This window comes from Chitinophaga solisilvae (assembly GCF_009928525.1).
Lineage (GTDB): Bacteria > Bacteroidota > Bacteroidia > Chitinophagales > Chitinophagaceae > Chitinophaga > Chitinophaga solisilvae.
In genome coordinates this window covers 71,225-88,470 of record NZ_JAABOK010000001.1, presented here as the reverse complement: position 1 = coordinate 88,470, position 17,246 = coordinate 71,225, and the positions used below count along the sequence as shown (strand labels likewise).

Genomic DNA, 17,246 nt, shown 5'->3' with positions numbered 1-17,246 from the left:
GTAATATAGATGCAGTAACTTTGCATCAATAGATTGACCCCGATTTTTAACCCTAAAAAGTACCCTCATGACAACCATTGTTAGTCCTGTGTTCCGGGAGGTTAAACCTACCGCACAGCAGATCGATGAAGCCCGCGCTGTTTTTGAAAGTACCATTGCCGCAGACATCGCCAGGAACAGTACCGCGCAGCAACAACGGGCTGAACAGATGAGCCGTATCATCCATCCGTCTTCCCCTCAGGAGAACGGCACCAAAGACATGAAGAACACCTTCCATGCATTGAAGGAACTGGAAGAACAGACAGCTGCGCAGCAGCTACATCAGTTACGCAGCTTTGATGCGGGGCTGGAAGCGCAGCAGCAGTTCATGCTGAAAATGGACAATCAGCTGAAGATCGGCGGCCCTCCGTATGATGTGGACTGGACAAGCGGCGTTATCGCCAGCGCCAGCAAGGCTACCGGTGAATTCAGTGTGAATCCGATGCAAACCAGTGCCTCCGCTGCTGTAGGGATGTATCTTTCCCCTTCGGAAGACATGATCGCGAAATTTACCGCTTACATGCCCATCGCCTTCAAATGGACACATTGGGTGGCAGGCCCCGGCTTTGCCGGCTCTTCAGGAGGTGTGGGCATCCTGATTTACGACAGCAGTGGCCATTTTAATCCGACGGACAACCGCGCCCTGCTGTGGAATCAGACACTCCACGGAGGAGTAGACCGGCAGGAACATTATACTTATCTGGGTAATACTGCCGCGGCAGAAACCTACTTCCTGATGAAGAAAAACGGATTATACCTGATATGGGCCTGGTGCTGGGCAGAAAACCATTTTGGCGGCACGGCCGTATCCCTCGCATCGGTAAACTGCCGGATGCCGTTCTTTGTAGTACGGCCACAGTGGCTGTAAGAAATGGAATTTATCATCATATCCTGGCAGCTGATGCTGCCAGGATATATTTATTCGTTTAGCCGTAATATTCAGGCAGCCTCCGTCATCCTTCGCTTTCATCATCTTCCTGTATATGAATATGCATCTCTTTCACGTAACTGCTGGGAGAAAGCTGCGTGATTTTTTTAAAGTTCCGGTTGAAACTTGTTTTGGAATTAAATCCACACTCAAATGCAAGCGCCAGCAAAGTATACCGCTGCTGCTCCGGTTGCTGCAACAGCTGTATAAACGCCGCTACCCGCAAGGCATTGATGTAGTCGTAAAAACTCTTGCCTTCTTTTGAATTGATTACCTGGGAAAGCACTGCAGGATGCACTTCCAGCGTTTTTGCCAGATCCCCCAGGGTTAACCCCGCATCTTTATAGCAATGCTGTTCCTGCATCAGCGTGTTAAGTGCCGCATAAATACCGGAAGCCGCAGCCTCTGTAAGCCCGCTTTTTTCGTACTTCACTTTTTTATCTGCAACATCTTCCACGGCCATGACAGCCGGCGGCATCTCCGGCAGCTGGACCACAGCCGGAAGATATACTTCATGCGCCGGCGGCGGATTGGAGAAGATACCCACCTGCCGGATACCAAAGTAACCAATAAAGAAAATAAACAATGCTACCACCAGATACAGCGATGACGCCGACTGGAAAAATATAACGACCACCCAGATAACACCCATTCCCCCGATAAGGTAACGCAGCCAGTTAAGCGTAATCTTATCCGTATTGGAAAACTGGACCGCCACATTCCGCCGGTGCCGGTACAAAAGGTTCAGAGACAGTATCACATATACCACTCCTGAAATAACAATACCCCTGACTATCCACCGGAATAGCGGCTCAAACCGCGAAGGCCCCGTCATACCCAGCTTTTCCTGTGCCGGCATGGAGGTCAGCACAGGCGCCAGTATCAACGCCACCACCAGCGCCGGAACAAAGTGCAGTATATGCTTCCATCCCCGGCGTTGCTGCCCCGTAAGAAACAGAATGTACAGATACAAAAAAGGACCATGCAGGAACGGGAAGGGCACTTCCCATCCAATCAACGCCGGCAAATCACTCATATTATTATAGGCATACCCGCCCATCAGCACCTGATGAATGGCTGCAAAGAAAAGCCAGGCACTCAGTATTTTATCTGCAGTACTCTTTTGCGGCTTGCCGATCAGGATGATGAACAGAAAAAGCGGGATAAAAACGCCTCCAATATAGATAACACGCCAGTCCGATAACATATTATTGTTAGTCTACGTAAAAGGCCAAATATAAGCGTTTCTGTTTGGCGGAGGGAATTGTGAATTGTGAATTACGAATTACGAATTGCGAATTACGAATGTAGCAGCGAAGAACGAATCGAAGATGAAAGAGGATAACTATTCAATGTCCTCTTTTATCTTCGATTCGTTCTTCGCTACTACATTCGTAATTCGTAATTCGTAATTCGTAATTTACCTCAACCTTATGCCTACCCCGCTTTCAATACTAATCTGCTGGAAAGTACTTAACGGATAGCCTTCAAAAGGATAAAACGGAAGATATACCCTTGCGTTAAAGGTGTATCGTTTTCTTCCGAGCGACCAGTCTGCCAGCAATCCCACGTCCGGCATGGTTGTTCTGCTGCTGGTGGTAATCTTTTCAAGTCCGGGGTAGTCCAATGTTTCTTTGAATGCAATGCGCCGTAAGCCGCCCATTGCCAGCAAGGTAAGCCGTACAAACTTCCGGGGGCCGGTCATGGAATAGCCGATGCCGAATTTCTGGGAGAATTGAAGGCTGTAATTCGTTTCAACGTTGTAGGTATTTCTGGTTACTGCACTGGCCAGCATCGTGTGGGAGCCTATGACCCAGTTCCCTTTTAACGGATACTCCACAGAGAGGGACGTAAGCGCTTTAACCGGCAGGCTCCATGGCAATACGCCGACGGCAGGTTTAATAGTGAGGCGGGACCATGGCGATGAGGCCCGGTGATCCTGTCCGTATACACTGGCAGCCAGTAACATCAGGCAAATGGTAAATCTGTTTCGCATAAGCTGGTTTACATGTTTTCAAAGAAAAAGGTGAGCGCTCTTTTGATATTCGTTTTTTTAGAATCCAGGTGTCCTTTACCGGGTGTTATATAATCCTGGAGTGCATAGTTTGGATAATGAGCCTGGAGGGTATTGCGAAAGCCGATGAAAGGCGGGCGCATCTTTTCTTCCAGCTCACCGAGTGCCAGGAAGAAATTTCCTTTTCCATTCCGGTTCTGTTCCCGGTACACCTGTTCATTCCGGAGTACTATGGCATCGTCATACCAAAAGGAAGGGCTCAGGCACAGGTAGCTGCCAAACAGCCGGTTGTGATTGGTGAAGCTGTGCCCTACCAGCAGGCCACCGGCAGAGTGCCCCAGTATTGCCCTTGCGGAGCGGGAAGCAGCCGCATGAAACTCGGTTTCTATACGGGGTATCAGCTCCGTTTCTATAAACCGGATGAACTGATCGGCGCCACCACCGCCGATATTGGTGGGGGTCGGCGTATAGTCGTCCATCCGGTTATGGCCATAGCCGATGCCTATTACGAGCACTCCTTCCCGGTGATGCTCGCGGGCCTGCTTTTCGCATTCCAGCGCCGTAAAGTCGAAGTCCGGTTTTGCATCCAGCACATAGAGTGCAGGGTATTGCCCGGAAGGAGTATAATTTTCCGGCAACGCCACTCTGATGTCATAGCTTCCGCCATTAACGGCGGAGGTGAGGTTAAATTCCTTTATCCGGCCTTTTTCAATGGTTTCCTTTTTACAGGCCGAAAAAATCAGGGTCAGGCCCAGGCATCCGAGCAGGCGCCACGTGCTGCATAGTTTCATCTGTTGTGGTTTAAGATAATAGATGTGGCCGGAAGCACGGCCGTTCATGCGGCAAAACTAGGGAAGAGAGCTGGTTCAAACGGTTCACCAGATAAGGTGGCACCTGCGCTGGCAAAGAATTCCAGGGGATGCACCCTGATATTACGGGGTCTGAGGCTGCCGGATAAACCGGACGGCGTTGTTATGCGGATGCAGGGACCTGCGACTGGAAAAACATCCCGGAGCAGATATAATATTATCTGCCCCGGATCAAATTATTTTTTAGAAACGACCGGTCTGTTAATTGCCGTTTTATACAGTTCTGAAAAAATCTCTTTTACTAAATTCAGATAATCGGTCAATACCGTTGATTTCGTAATCTTCATCCGGAAGCTATGTTTGCCATTTAGGATCCCCTCATCTGTCACCTTGATATCAGTGCGGTGTTTTACAAATGACTCAAATGCATCAGCATTGCTGTCTCCTTTATAATATACACCATCCTGGTGCCCGACTTTATTCCGGATAAACATAAAAGGGCGGACCTGATCCCAATAGGCAGCAAGTGACGGATCAAGCTGGGCAAAGTCTTTTAAGGGGTCTCCCAGCTTTCCCCTGTCCTTCCGCAGATCTTCCATCTGGCCTTCAGCGGTCAGAAGCGCATGTAAACGCTGTGCACCGTCTTCAAACGTACTCTGGATAAGGGAAATCATGGCTTTGTAGGTAAACTGACGGTACTTTAGCTTGTGCCACACTGCCAGCTCTCCTTCCGTCGGTGATTGATAATCCTCGCCGGCATTTTCCTGTTCGCGTCTTTGCACTGCATGAAACTCCGCCTCCTCACTTATCACGGTCTTACCAACCACCTTTATCAGCTCACCTAAATCATGTAATTCATCTTCAATACCATAGAACCGGCCTTCTTCACCAAAAAAAAATGCCAGCTCAAATCTATAGTCCTCCTCAGCGTTTACCTCCTCTTCTTCCTCCGGGTCCCTGGGCTTTCCTGTTATCATAGCTTATTGAATTTATGTTTATAAATGTCGGAAAAACTGTCGATAACAACAGGGAAGTACCGGCAAAAATGATATAAAACAGGAAAGGCCGGACATTGCCGGCCTTTCCTGATGATTCGCAAACAGGAACCAAACCGATACCTGCCCCTTGCAACTACTACTGCTTATATCAGCGAACCGGCCACCCTCCTCGCCTCTTCGTCGCACGCAATATATTCCTCCAGGCTCAGCGAATCCTTAAACGGAATTTTAATCATGGTTTTCTCCACAATATCACTCATTTCAAGAAAGCCAATCCTGCCTTGCAGGAAGTTCTCTACGGCCACTTCGTTAGCGGCATTCAGGACACAAGGAACGTTTCCTCCGGTATGCAGTGCCTGTTTCGCCAGGGCCAGGTTTCTGAATGTATCCAGATCAGGCGGGGAGAAATCCCACCGGAAGGACTGCATAATATCCAGCTTTGCGATCTTACCGGCCGTTCTCTGCGGATAAGCCAGGGCATACTGAATCGGCAGTTTCATATCCGGTATGCCTAACTGGGCTTTTATACTGCCATCCACAAATTCTACCATACTGTGAACAATACTCTGGTGGTGAACCACCACTTCCAGTTGAGACGGGCTCAAATCAAACAGCCATCTGGCCTCAATCAGTTCTAAACCCTTATTCATCAGAGAGGCTGAGTCAATCGATATTTTGGCGCCCATTCTCCAGTTGGGATGCCGGAGCGCATCCCTGGAAGTGACACCTATCAGTTCCGGCACCTTCTTACCCCGGAACGGACCTCCAGAGGCGGTAACAATCACCCTGCTGATATCTTTCCAGTTTTCCCCTTGCAGACACTGATAAATCGCAGAATGTTCAGAGTCCACCGGAAGTATGTTCACCTTATTCTCCGAGGCGGTTTTTGTCAGCAAATCTCCTGCAACAACCAATGACTCCTTGTTGGCAAGGGCAATGTTTTTCTTCAGTCCGGCCGCTATTAACGTAGAGGTAAGGCCCGCAAATCCTACAATTGCCGTCAGGATAATATCGTAACAATCTGTTGCTGCAGCCTCTTCCAGACCGGTTTTACCTGCAAGCACCCGTATATTCCAGGGTTGTAAGGCATCCCTGACATAGGCATAGCATGCTTCAGCGCCGATGACAACAATTCCGGGCCTGAATGCTAATGCCTGCTCAATCAGCAGATCAGCATTCTGCTGCGCGGTAAGTATTGCTACCTGAAATTTTCCGGGATGCCATCTGATTACTTCCAGCGTCTGCGTTCCGATTGAGCCGGTAGAACCAAAAATTGCGACACGTGTTGGCATAATCAAGTTGTTAAATGTTAAAGTGATACCTGCGCATCCGGATATACGTCTGTATCTACGGTTTTTTAAACGGTTCTTCCCACATGCCGGACGCTTTGATTAATTCAATCAGGGAACTGACAGCACTGTCACTATCAACATTCCTCAGTACAACATCTTTACCTTTATAGAGATTTATTCTTCCGGGGCCGCTGCCAACATAACCGAAATCAGCATCCGCCATTTCTCCGGGACCATTTACAATACATCCCATAACGGCAACCTTTACCCCTTTCAGGTGCCCGGTGGCCTGCTGGATCCTTTCGGTTGTCTGCTCCAGATCAAATAAAGTCCGGCCGCAGGACGGACACGAGATGTATTCTGTCTCAAAAATCCGCAGATGCGTCGCCTGCAGGATCCCAAATGCAGCAAGGTCCAGCTCTTTGATTCTCTTCACCTCGCCAGCGCCGCCGGCGTACCGGAGCCAGATACCGTCCCCGCATCCCTCCAGCAAAACAGATCCCAGGCAGGCCACATAGTGTATAATCAGGGGATCTCCTTCAGGCAAGGAGGCGGAACATTTCAGGATAACAGGTATGTTATCTAACAGGCCCGGCGTGTGGCGCAACAGCTCCTTTAACTTAACTACCGCCTGCAGATCATCTATCTTCAGTACTACATCAGGGCGCGCTTCATCTGCCGCAATGCGGCGGGTGGCAAAACCCGGTAGTTCTTCCACATCCATTTCTATGAATGCTGTCTGGAAATTCCTGCATAATCCTTTACTAAACTGTTCATAGCTCCATAAAGGGTATATATTATTTACCGCCAGATACCCGGACCATATTTCACCTGGCACTATCACTTTTAAATCCGGGGGAATCGGTATAATGGGAACGTCACGTAAGTAAATCATATCCGGAGCGGTGTTGGCACTTTCCCAGGTATTGCTGTCAGCAATATGACTAAAACCAATCATGGCCAGATGCTCAGGTCCGAAACTGTCTATTCCTGAAAGATCCGCAATTACCAATGGCTCCTTTCTTCCATTTATACTCCTTAGCTTTCCCGGAGCTGTTACAATATATGGTTGTCTGACTGAATCGGGCACCTGAAGCGTATCGGCTGAATGGCTGACTGCAGCATACTTGCTCACCAGCTCCCTGCAAACGGGCAATTCAAACTCAGGGGCTTCTGTCAGAGAAACCCTGATGGTATCACCAATCCCCTCTTCCAGCAGGGAACCTATGCCCAGGGCCGATTTTATTCGTCCCGGAACCCCACTGCCTGATTCGGTAACTCCCAGATGAATCGGGTAACAATGGCCTAATTCAGCTATCATCACGCTGACTAATAACCGGTATGCTTCCACCATTACTTTCGGGCGGCTTGATTTCATACTGACAACAATATTCTGATATCCGACTGCTTCAGCGAACCGCAAAAATTCCATGGCACTTTCCACCATCCCCATGGGAGTATCTCCGAACCTGTTCATAATCCGGTCGCTCAGGGAGCCATGATTCACACCAATACGCAGTGCGGTACCATACTCTTTACATATTTTGAGCAAGGGCGTAGCTTTTTTACAAACACGTTCCAGCTCTCTTTCATAATCTGAATCAGAATATTCGGTCAGCTCAAATTTTTTCTTATCCGCATAATTTCCGGGATTAATACGGACCTTCTCAATGATACGGGCTGCTACTTCTGCTACTCCGGGCGTAAAGTGTACATCTGCCACTATCGGCACATGACACGACAGCCGCTGCAATCTTTTTTTTATTTCCACCAGGTTATTGGCTTCATTAAGGCTTGGCGTTGTGATCCGCACCAGTTCTGCTCCGTATTCAACACATTTTATTACCTGATTTACTGTAGCTATTGTATCCATGGTATCGGTGGTAGTCATCGTCTGTATTCTCACCGGATAAAAGTTTCCAATCTTCAGGCTGCCAGCACTGACTTCCATTGTTTTCAGCCTGTTAATAAACCGGGGATTATATGAAGTGAAATTTTCCATAATACTGCAGTTTATGATGATTGCCGGATAATATCATGCTTCCGGCTGCCGGGAAGACATTACCCTCAAACGGGGCTTCACATCAATCCGTCATTGAAATGACTATCTATGTCATCCGGATGGTAAAACAATAACAACCTGTTGATAACACGCTCAATCATTACATCCGGAGTAGAAGCCCCGCCTGTAATATGTATTGTAACAGATTCCTTTTCCGGCAGATAATTACTGATTGTTTTCATTTTCCGGTCGTGAATATCCCAGCTCCTTATCTCATTGGCGGAAATAAGGTTTTCGTCAGAAAAGATAAAGTAGGTGGGCAGATAATTTTCCATTAACTCCACCAGATGCGCCGTGTTGACACTGTTGTAGCCACCTATCACAATGGCCAGGTCGGCAGCTTCATTTGCCAGATACAGGGCGGCAGACTGGTTATCGTATGTTGCATAACAGATGGTATCGCGTGTATCTGCAAAATGCTGATAAGCCTGATCTTCTGCCAGATCGTATCTGTCCATCATTATCTGCCTGAGAAAGGCAATTATTTCGTTTGTCTCTGATGCAATCAGTGTTGTCTGATTAACAACTCCTATTTTAACCAGGTCTGTTTTAACATTGAATCCGGGTGAGTATCTGCCGGCAAAAAGTTCATAGAACTTCTGCGGTGGCAAGTCGCCCTTGATAATACCAGCCAGCAGCAGCGCATCATTCATATCCCTTACAATAACCGCCGGAGCAGTCTGCAGGCTATGGGAGAATGTTGCCAGGGTTTCTTCATGCCGGGGGTTACCATGGATAATGATGGTATAGTTATCCTGTCCGATCTGGGCTGCCTTATTCCATACCCGTTCTACAAAGGGGCAGGTGCTGTCGTATGTAACAAAGTCGATGCCTTTTGCTTCCATCAGCTGAATCATTTCTACCGTTGTACCGAATGCCGGGATAATGACAATATCATCGCTGGTTATTTTCTCCCACGGAATAAGCTGTTTACCGGAGGTATTCATGATGTACCTGATGCCTAAATTGAATAGTCCGGTATTAATTAATGAATTGTGAACGATCTCACTCAGCAGATAGATATTCTTCCCGGGGTTCTCTTCCACAGCGCGATACGCCCTTTCGATAGCATTTTCAACGCCATAGCAAAATCCGAAGTGCCGGGCCAGGTTAATCTTTACTTTACCAAGATCGAACTGGGTGGGTGAAAGATCTTTCTTCATCCGGTCACTTTCTGAACGTTTTCTTTTTATCGGAGAAATAAATTTGCCCTGGTAAAAGGCAGGTATTTTAAAGCGTTTCATGTCAGGAACGGAGTTTATGTTTTTTAACAAGCCAGGCTTTCACTTCCCGTACAATCCCCATGGTGTCGTATCCGCATTCGGCATACAGCTCCTCAACTTTTCCGTGGGAGATCAGCCTGTCGGGAACGCCCAGCCGATGTACATCCGCCTGATAATGGTTATCAGCCATAAACTCGAGTACAGCGCTTCCAAATCCTCCGGAAACCGAACCATCTTCGATGGTAACAATCTGATGAAAATGCTGAAACACTTCGTGCAGCAATGATTCATCCAATGGCTTTAAAAACCGCATATCATAGTGAGCAGCGTTTATGCCTTCTTTATCCAGGAGTGTACATGCAGCCAGCACAAAGTTTCCGGGGTGCCCTAATGAAAGAATAGCCACATCGGTTCCCTTCCGGATACAACGGCCAACGCCGACGGGCACTTCTTCGAAAGGCGTGCGCCAGTACGGCATCACTCCCTGTCCTCTGGGATATCTGATAACGAATGGCTGATGCTGAGAAGGCAGCTGCGCGGTAAACATAAGGTTGCGTAAATCCTGTTCGTTCATCGGGGCACTTACAATGATACCGGGAAGGCTGCGGGTATAGGCCAGATCAAACACGCCATGGTGAGAGGTGCCGTCTTCCCCGACTAATCCGCCTCTGTCGAGACAAAACACCACAGGCAGATGCTGGATAACAACATCATGTATCAGCTGGTCGTAGGCCCTTTGCATAAACGTAGAGTAGATATTGCAGAATACGCGCATCCCCTGTGTAGCCAGACCTGCCGAAAGCGTTACTGCATGCTGTTCGCAAATATCCACATCAAATACGCGGCCCGGCATTTTTTCTATCATGTGTTTAAGAGAAGATCCACTGGGCATAGCGGGGGTAATGGCCATAATCGTATCATTCTTCTCTGCCAGCTCCATCAGTGTTTCACCGAAAACATCCTGGTACTTTGGCGGCTGGGGAGTTACGTGCTGCTTCTTAAAAATTTCTCCTGTGTGCTTATCAAAAAGCCCGGGCGCATGCCACACCGTTTGTGAAGACTCCGCCAGCGCATAGCCTTTCCCTTTAGTGGTGATAACATGCAGCAGTTTGGGCCCTTTTACCTGCTTCAGGTCTTCCAGCAGAGGTACGAGTAAACGAATATCATGACCATCTACCGGACCAAAATACCTGATACCAAATGCTTCGAATAAATCGCCTTTGCCCGGTAACAGATCCCTTATGCCCTTGTTCAGATGTTGGGCAGCCCTGCCTAACAGGTTAAAAGGAGCTGTACTGGTGGCGAGCTTCTCAATCTTATCTTTCAGATAGTTCGATTGCCACGTTGCCCTCAGCCTTGTCAGGTAGTGGTTAAATGCACCAACAATCGGATCAATGGAAATACCATTATCATTCAGTACAATGAGCAGTTCAGCATCGGTGATACCGGCGTGGTTCATCGCTTCGAATGCAATACCGGCAGTCATGGAGCCATCACCGATTATAGCCACATGATGCCTGTCATATTCTCCTTTCAGACGTGAAGCAATGGCCATGCCCAGTGCGGCGGAAATTGAAGTGGAGGAGTGTCCGACTCCAAAGGTATCATATTCACTTTCATCCCGTTTGGGAAAACCACTGATACCATTGTATTTCCTGTTTGTATGAAAGACGTCTCTCCTGCCTGTAAGTATTTTGTGGCCGTAGGCCTGATGACCCACATCCCATACCAACTGGTCGTAAGGCGTATTAAAAACGTAATGCAGCGCTACGGTGAGCTCCACCACTCCCAGGCTGGCGGCGAAATGCCCGCCATTCCTGCTCACGGTATCGATAATAAATTCCCTCAGTTCAAAGCAAAGTTCCGGCAGCAGATCAGCCGGAAGCTGGCGCAAATCCGACGGGTAATCAATTGTATTCAGTATACTGAAATCCTTGTCACTCATATCAGTCATTATTTATGCAGGCGAACAGATATTATTTACATTAATGCATGCCTCCTGCGGAGGGCATTACTTTTACGCCTGGTTATTTCTCCGGCAATCAGGGTACATTCAGTCTTCGGCCCTGATATAACCGGTTTAATACTGGCGTTTCAGCAGTACATGGGCCAGCTGGATCAGCGGCGCTTTTCTTTCCTCCGGAACATCAATTTCTTCCAGAATAGCGAAAGCCCTGTCTGTAAATTCCTTTACCTGTTCTACGGCCCATTGTTCAATTCCATAATCCCTGTAAAGCGCTGTTACAGCAGGCACACGCTTCTCTGGATGAAAATGCATGATTGACTCCAGTTTCATCATTTTCTCATCCGGCAATAGTCCTATTGTCTTCGTCAGCAAGGAGGTCTTCTTATTCTTAACGATATCGCCTCCCTGCCGTTTTCCTGTTTTGGCAGGATCACCAAACACATCCAGGTAGTCGTCCTGAATCTGGAAAGCAATGCCCAGGTTAATTCCGAAATCATACAGGCGGCCGGACTGATAATCATCGGCCCCTCCGATTACTGCGCCCATAGACAGACTGCCGGCAAGCAACACCGCTGTCTTCAGTTCACTCATAATAATATAGTTGTTATAGGAAACATCCCGCAGTCCTGCATTCTCAAAGTCATTGTCCAGCTGCTGCCCCTCACATACGCCGGTGGCTATACGCAGGAAAATATTCATCAGCTGTTCCCGGTACAGGGGATTCGTCCTGTTCAGGTATTCGAAGGAGTGGATGATCAGCAAATCCCCGACAAGTATTGCTGTCGGCATATTATTTTTAACATGCAGCGCCTCATAACCCCGGCGCAATAGCGCGCCATCCATAATATCGTCGTGCACAAGGGATGAGTTGTGAAAAAGCTCCACGGCAATTCCGGCATGGAAAGCATCTTCTTTAATATCGCTGAACAGCTGGTTAGCAATCAGACAGGAAACCGGCCGTATCTGCTTTCCTTGTATTCCCAGTATGTACTGTACATTATGATATAAATTTTCAGGAAACACAGGATATTCCACCTGTTTAAATCTGGCTCTGAAAAGTTCAGAAAGTTCTTCCAGTGAATGCATATATTCTGTAGTTTTTAAGGTTCACATAATTCAGAAAATCTGTACGTTGTTTTCTATATAAAACCAGGGGTTACTTGTAAGCATGATGCAATTCAACAACAACTAAAAGGAAGGGGGATAACAGACATTTTAATTCGGATATTCATTGCAAACATAGCATCAGTCCGACTGTCACGTGTTTAAGCAATATTAGATTTACTATCACCCAACGCCTGATACAAAATTAAAAACTTAACCGGTATGGCAACGTACAACCACTATACAGAACAGGCGATTTTATATACCCTTCAGGTGATGCCCCTGAAATAAACTTTTCTTTTTCTCCTAACAGCGGTCTTTATCATCCGGCGTCCTGGCACCTGCAAAAAATATTCACCTGACCGGTCGTATAAATCATCTGACCGGAGTATAGATTACATGCAGGAGGAAGACCTAAAAATGTAACTTTATTACCAATGAAATGCAAGATGATACAGGAGGAACCATGGGGAAGCGATGAAACTCCAGAACCATATAAATAACAAAAGCATCCCCGTTACACGCACCCGGTGCCTCCACCAAAGGAGGACTATTCCTCCAATCACAGCAGCAATTCACATGGCAGCTTGATGACTAACAGAAGATGCTTTGCGTAAAACCAGACACAAAAACTTATAACACCTCTATTAAATTTATCGGTTCTATTCCGGGCGCTACTGCGGACAGACATATCATCCATTATAAATTAATATTATGCTGAAGAAAAAAACACAGGCCCAAATAAAGTATCCGTTTCCTTTCAGGAAAAACATTTATGCTGACGAACTCAAAACCTTTATCCTTCAATCAATAGACAGTTACGAAATGATATCAGATAAGATGAAGGAAAACATGAAAAAAGCCAGCTTTGACAAGTTTGTGTCCTATGCTTTTCCTGATGCTGACCGGCAGAGGCTGATGCAAATTGCCTCCTTTATTCTGTGGGGTTTTGTTTTTGACGATCATTATCAGCATTCACCTGCAGCAGAAGTGCTGCAGGTGATGCAACGTTCAGTTGAAATCCTCGGCGGAGGTAATCTGAGGAATGATGATAATGATTTTTCAAAGAAGGCTTACAACTTCACTCAGGATGTTTTGAAAGTCGCCGGTAAAGACTGGATATACCGGTTCGCATACATTAACAAGGATACGTTTGATGGCATTATGAAGGAACACTGGTATACAGGGACTTCCGAATTCCCGCAGCTAAAAGTGTATAAATCCATGCGGGAACATACGTCAGCCGGATATGTATTCTGCGCGTTCGCAGAAATTTCAGCGAACGCCGTGCTGCCCGTTGCACTGCCCTTTCATCCGGCCATTAACAGGCTCACGCAACTGGCCTGCCTGATGATCGGATTGTGCAACGATATTTTTTCTGCGGAGAAAGAAAGAAACCAGGGAGATAATATGAATGTGATACTAGTGCTGGAACATGAGCACAGCTACGCTGCAGCAGAAGCTGTTCAGGTGGCAATAGATCAGCACAATGAATTACTGGAAGAGTTTCTTGCAATAAAAAACAATCTCCCTGATTTTGGTGCGCAAAAAAACACGGTTGAAAAATACATAAGGGGCATTGAATACCTATTGGAAGGACATCTGAACTGGTTCACAGACAGTAACAACAAGCGATACCAATAGACGGTCCGGGATATAGAAACAGCTGACCGGGCTATAGTATTACAAGCAGGTTCCCGGTGCTGTTAATTAACTTTATTATGAATGATACACCGGAGTTGAACCCGCACCGGATAAGACTTCCGGATCGTGCATATCTGCTGCTTCCTGTGGCCGCAGGTGCCCTTTTACAATAATGAAAACACCTCTTTATTACTTTACTCAAACACTCACTTTATGAAATTACTAGAGAATAAAGTTGCGATCGTAACCGGAGGAAATTCCGGAATTGGTAAAACCACCGCGCAATTGTTCGCCCGGCATGGGGCTAGGGTAGTCATTGCAGGTAGGACCGCTGAAACGGGACAGCAGGTTGTCGACGACATTCGCGCGGAAGGTGGAGAAGCGATATTCATCAAAACAGATGTGCGCAGGTATGAAGATTGCGAACAGCTTGCCAGGGGCGCCTTTGAGCATTACGGCCAACTGGATATCGCCTTTAACAATGCGGGTTCCCTGGAGAACCTGGTGCCTATGGTTGACTTTAACCTGGAAGATTGGGACAGGGTGATATTCACCAATCTTTTCGGCACTTTCTACAGCCTGAAGGCACAGATTCCCTATATGATAAAAAGCGGCGGCGGCGCTATTGTTAATATGGCTTCCATTCTGGCTCAGATCGGATTTCCCGGTTTCACCGCCTCTGCTGCGGCCAAAGGAGGTGTTTTATCACTTACCAAGGTAGCCGCCATTGAGAACAGCCGTTTCGGCGTAAGGGTGAATGCAATAGGCCCGGCATTGATCGATACCTCCATGATCAGCCATCTTGATCTGGGATCGGGGGAAGATTTAAATCCGATGGGGCGGATCGGTACCACAACTGATGTAGCGGAACTGGTACTTTGGTTAAGCTCTCCTGCAGCTTCTTTCGTCACCGGCAGCCTGTATCCGATAGATGGTGGATTCCTTGCCCGATAAAACCCCTTTACTTCAATTGTTAATTCTTATTTACTATGGACATCAAAGCAGCTATATTTAAACAACCAAAGCAACCATTTGAATTTGAACATGTTCAGCTGGATGAGCTGAAGGAAGGAGAAGTACTGGTAAAGCTGGTGGCAACCGGCGTATGTCATACCGATATTTCCGTCTGGGAAGCAAATTTTCCTTTTGGTTACCCCGGAATACTCGGCCACGAAGGGGCTGGCGTTGTGGAAGCAGTGGGCCCCGGCGTAACAAAGGTAAAAGCGGGCAATCACGTTTTACTCCATATTGCGGCTTGCGGCAAATGTGAATATTGTATTTCAGGAACACCCGCATACTGCAAGGATATGCTGCCGCTCAATTTTTCCGGAAGGCGACCAGATGGCAGCTGTCCCTATCATTTGCACGGAGAGGATTTAAACGGCCTTTTTTTCTATCAATCTTCCTTCGCTACCTATTCCATTGCCAGCGAACGTAATGTGGTTGCAATTCCTGATGATCTTCCCTTACCTGTCATGGCGCCGCTGGGATGCGGATTTATTACAGGAGCCGGTACGGTGATGAACACACTAAAAGCAGAACCAGGTACCAGTATTGCCATATTTGGTGCAGGCTCGGTGGGCCTGGCTGCTGTGATGGCCGCCAAAATAGCCGGATGTACCACCATTGTTGCCATTGATATTAATGACGAGCGCCTGGCACTCGCGAAGGAATTAGGAGCCACTCATACGATCAACGGCCGCAACAGTAATTCTTCAGAAGAAATCCAGACACGCATCATTCCCGGAGGAGTAAATTTCTCTATTGACACCACGGGCGACAGTAGCGTGATCCAGCATGCCGTTACCGCTTTAAGGATACTGGGAACCTGTGCCCTGGTGGCAGTGCGCACGGTTGGCGCAAAGCAGGAATTTGATTACCTGAACCTCGCCCTGGGCAGAACGGTGAAAGGTGTCATTGCAGGAGACAGTATACCAGAGATTTTCATCCCCCGGTTAATATCCTTCTACAGGCAAGGGTTATTTCCGATTGACAGGCTGATATCCTTTTACAATTTTGAAGATATTAACAATGCCATTCAGGATGCCGGCAGCGGCAAAACCATCAAGGCCGTTCTTCTTATGCAGTAGAGCTACATCTGTGCCAACCAACCGGCAATTCAGCATTCATAACATTGTATCAATACAACAAACGTGATCCTATGTCACAAACAAACAAAAAAACCGGGAATACTCATCTGGGGATACTTACTGCGTCTCAAAAAAAAATTACATTTAAAAACAGTAACAACGCCAATATTCTTATATCTGCAGTTATTAATTTTCCGGAAGATTTTAATGAAGATAAAAAATACCCGGCCATCATTGTGACGCTACCTTCCGGAAGTGTGAAAGAACAAACGGCGGGCTTGTATGCCTATAAACTATCCCGGCATGGTTTCATTACCATCGCCTATGATCCTTCCTATCAGGGCGAAAGCACGGGAGAACCAAGGTTGCTGGAAAACCCTCATATCCGCACCGAAGATGTGAGTGCGGTGCTGGATTATCTAACCACGCTTCCCTATATCAATACAGCAAAAATAGGCGCAGTAGGTATTTGCGGCGGCGGCGGGTATACAATTAATGCCGCCATCAACGATCATCGTATCAAGGCGGTAGGTACCGTCAGTGTGCTGAATGTTGGCGCTGTTTTCCGTAACGGATGGGCGAATACCACCAGGGATGCTGACGCCTTTCCATTGCTGCTGGCCGGAGCGGAAGCCAGAACCGCAGATGCAAAAGAAGGAAGTCAGACCTTCCCGTTAGCCCCGGAGAAAGCAGAAGATGCACCGAACGAAGAATGGAAAGAGGTCTGGGAATATTACCGTACTGATCGTTGTCAGTATCCGACAGCGCCCAGCTATGCTACCAGCAGAAGTTTAACACAGATTGCCACCTATGATGCCTTTAGCAAGGCAGATATTTTCCTGACGCAGCCTTTACTGTCAGTCATAGGCAGCAGAGCGGGCACCAGCTGGATGAGCGATGTATTATTAAACCAGGCTGCCTCCACTGACAAGAACAAATACATTGTGGAAGGTGCGAGCCACGTATCCCTGTATGATGTCGAAGATCATGTAAATGAGGCAGTACATCAATTAACTCTTTTCTTCCAGAAACATATAGCATGAACTGATGTAAGCGTATAAATAATATACTCCCTGC

General features: G+C 47.3%; 14 protein-coding genes. 5 read left to right on the top strand and 9 right to left on the bottom strand.

The window, feature by feature from the left end; translation table 11 throughout:
- Positions 1–67 precede the first annotated feature (67 nt).
- Positions 68–907 carry a hypothetical protein gene (locus GWG06_RS00360; protein ID WP_160710752.1) on the top strand — a complete coding sequence of 280 codons (840 nt, stop codon included), beginning with the start codon at positions 68–70 and terminating at the stop codon, positions 905–907.
- Between the two features lie 85 nt (positions 908–992).
- Here the strand turns inward: GWG06_RS00360 and GWG06_RS00355 are convergent, their stop codons facing one another.
- From GWG06_RS00355 to GWG06_RS00315, 9 genes are all read right to left on the bottom strand, one after another.
- Positions 993–2,174 carry a helix-turn-helix domain-containing protein gene (locus tag GWG06_RS00355; protein WP_160710751.1) on the bottom strand — a complete coding sequence of 394 codons (1,182 nt, stop codon included), beginning with the start codon at positions 2,172–2,174 and terminating at the stop codon, positions 993–995.
- 213 nt (positions 2,175–2,387) lie between these two features.
- The gene (locus GWG06_RS00350; protein ID WP_160710750.1) at positions 2,388–2,963 is read right to left on the bottom strand and encodes a hypothetical protein; all 576 of its coding nucleotides are present in this window, start codon (positions 2,961–2,963) and stop codon (positions 2,388–2,390) included.
- Positions 2,964–2,971: 8 nt separating this feature from the next.
- A complete protein-coding gene (locus GWG06_RS00345) occupies positions 2,972–3,772 on the bottom strand; it encodes an alpha/beta hydrolase (protein ID WP_160710749.1) in 801 nt (266 codons plus the stop codon).
- Positions 3,773–4,026: 254 nt separating this feature from the next.
- Complete coding sequence (locus GWG06_RS00340; RefSeq protein WP_160710748.1) at positions 4,027–4,767, bottom strand: hypothetical protein; 741 nt, start codon at positions 4,765–4,767, stop codon at positions 4,027–4,029.
- A gap of 164 nt (positions 4,768–4,931) precedes the next feature.
- Entirely contained in the window at positions 4,932–6,080 is a 1,149-nt protein-coding gene (locus GWG06_RS00335) for a 1-deoxy-D-xylulose-5-phosphate reductoisomerase (RefSeq protein WP_160710747.1), read from the bottom strand.
- A 55-nt stretch (positions 6,081–6,135) separates the two neighbouring features.
- Positions 6,136–8,082, bottom strand: coding sequence for a (E)-4-hydroxy-3-methylbut-2-enyl-diphosphate synthase (ispG, locus tag GWG06_RS00330; protein WP_160710746.1), 1,947 nt, complete (start codon positions 8,080–8,082; stop codon positions 6,136–6,138).
- Positions 8,083–8,159: 77 nt separating this feature from the next.
- Entirely contained in the window at positions 8,160–9,386 is a 1,227-nt protein-coding gene (gene ispH, locus GWG06_RS00325) for a 4-hydroxy-3-methylbut-2-enyl diphosphate reductase (RefSeq protein WP_160710745.1), read from the bottom strand.
- A 1-nt stretch (position 9,387) separates the two neighbouring features.
- The gene (gene dxs, locus GWG06_RS00320) at positions 9,388–11,310 is read right to left on the bottom strand and encodes a 1-deoxy-D-xylulose-5-phosphate synthase (RefSeq protein ID WP_160710744.1); all 1,923 of its coding nucleotides are present in this window, start codon (positions 11,308–11,310) and stop codon (positions 9,388–9,390) included.
- A 135-nt stretch (positions 11,311–11,445) separates the two neighbouring features.
- Entirely contained in the window at positions 11,446–12,417 is a 972-nt protein-coding gene (locus GWG06_RS00315; RefSeq protein ID WP_160710743.1) for a polyprenyl synthetase family protein, read from the bottom strand.
- 732 nt (positions 12,418–13,149) lie between these two features.
- Between GWG06_RS00315 and GWG06_RS00310 the strand changes: the two genes are divergently transcribed.
- From GWG06_RS00310 to GWG06_RS00295, 4 genes are all read left to right on the top strand, one after another.
- Positions 13,150–14,079, top strand: coding sequence for a terpene synthase family protein (locus GWG06_RS00310; RefSeq protein ID WP_160710742.1), 930 nt, complete (start codon positions 13,150–13,152; stop codon positions 14,077–14,079).
- Positions 14,080–14,292: 213 nt separating this feature from the next.
- Positions 14,293–15,033, top strand: a complete 741-nt coding sequence (locus tag GWG06_RS00305; RefSeq protein WP_160710741.1) for an SDR family NAD(P)-dependent oxidoreductase — start codon at positions 14,293–14,295, stop codon at positions 15,031–15,033.
- Positions 15,034–15,068: 35 nt separating this feature from the next.
- Positions 15,069–16,169 carry an NAD(P)-dependent alcohol dehydrogenase gene (locus GWG06_RS00300; RefSeq protein WP_160710740.1) on the top strand — a complete coding sequence of 367 codons (1,101 nt, stop codon included), beginning with the start codon at positions 15,069–15,071 and terminating at the stop codon, positions 16,167–16,169.
- Between the two features lie 71 nt (positions 16,170–16,240).
- Positions 16,241–17,212, top strand: a complete 972-nt coding sequence (locus tag GWG06_RS00295; protein ID WP_202182914.1) for an alpha/beta hydrolase — start codon at positions 16,241–16,243, stop codon at positions 17,210–17,212.
- Positions 17,213–17,246 lie beyond the last annotated feature (34 nt).

Bases quoted from the DNA above. Each gene is read 5' to 3' on its own strand.
- GWG06_RS00360 (WP_160710752.1), top strand. From the start codon at position 68: ATGACAACCATTGTTAGTCCTGTGTTCCGGGAGGTTAAACCTACCGCA.
- GWG06_RS00355 (WP_160710751.1), bottom strand. From the start codon at position 2,174: ATGTTATCGGACTGGCGTGTTATCTATATTGGAGGCGTTTTTATCCCG.
- GWG06_RS00350 (WP_160710750.1), bottom strand. From the start codon at position 2,963: ATGCGAAACAGATTTACCATTTGCCTGATGTTACTGGCTGCCAGTGTA.
- GWG06_RS00345 (WP_160710749.1), bottom strand. From the start codon at position 3,772: ATGAAACTATGCAGCACGTGGCGCCTGCTCGGATGCCTGGGCCTGACC.
- GWG06_RS00340 (WP_160710748.1), bottom strand. From the start codon at position 4,767: ATGATAACAGGAAAGCCCAGGGACCCGGAGGAAGAAGAGGAGGTAAAC.
- GWG06_RS00335 (WP_160710747.1), bottom strand. From the start codon at position 6,080: ATGCCAACACGTGTCGCAATTTTTGGTTCTACCGGCTCAATCGGAACG.
- ispG (WP_160710746.1), bottom strand. From the start codon at position 8,082: ATGGAAAATTTCACTTCATATAATCCCCGGTTTATTAACAGGCTGAAA.
- ispH (WP_160710745.1), bottom strand. From the start codon at position 9,386: ATGAAACGCTTTAAAATACCTGCCTTTTACCAGGGCAAATTTATTTCT.
- dxs (WP_160710744.1), bottom strand. From the start codon at position 11,310: ATGAGTGACAAGGATTTCAGTATACTGAATACAATTGATTACCCGTCG.
- GWG06_RS00315 (WP_160710743.1), bottom strand. From the start codon at position 12,417: ATGCATTCACTGGAAGAACTTTCTGAACTTTTCAGAGCCAGATTTAAA.
- GWG06_RS00310 (WP_160710742.1), top strand. From the start codon at position 13,150: ATGCTGAAGAAAAAAACACAGGCCCAAATAAAGTATCCGTTTCCTTTC.
- GWG06_RS00305 (WP_160710741.1), top strand. From the start codon at position 14,293: ATGAAATTACTAGAGAATAAAGTTGCGATCGTAACCGGAGGAAATTCC.
- GWG06_RS00300 (WP_160710740.1), top strand. From the start codon at position 15,069: ATGGACATCAAAGCAGCTATATTTAAACAACCAAAGCAACCATTTGAA.
- GWG06_RS00295 (WP_202182914.1), top strand. From the start codon at position 16,241: ATGTCACAAACAAACAAAAAAACCGGGAATACTCATCTGGGGATACTT.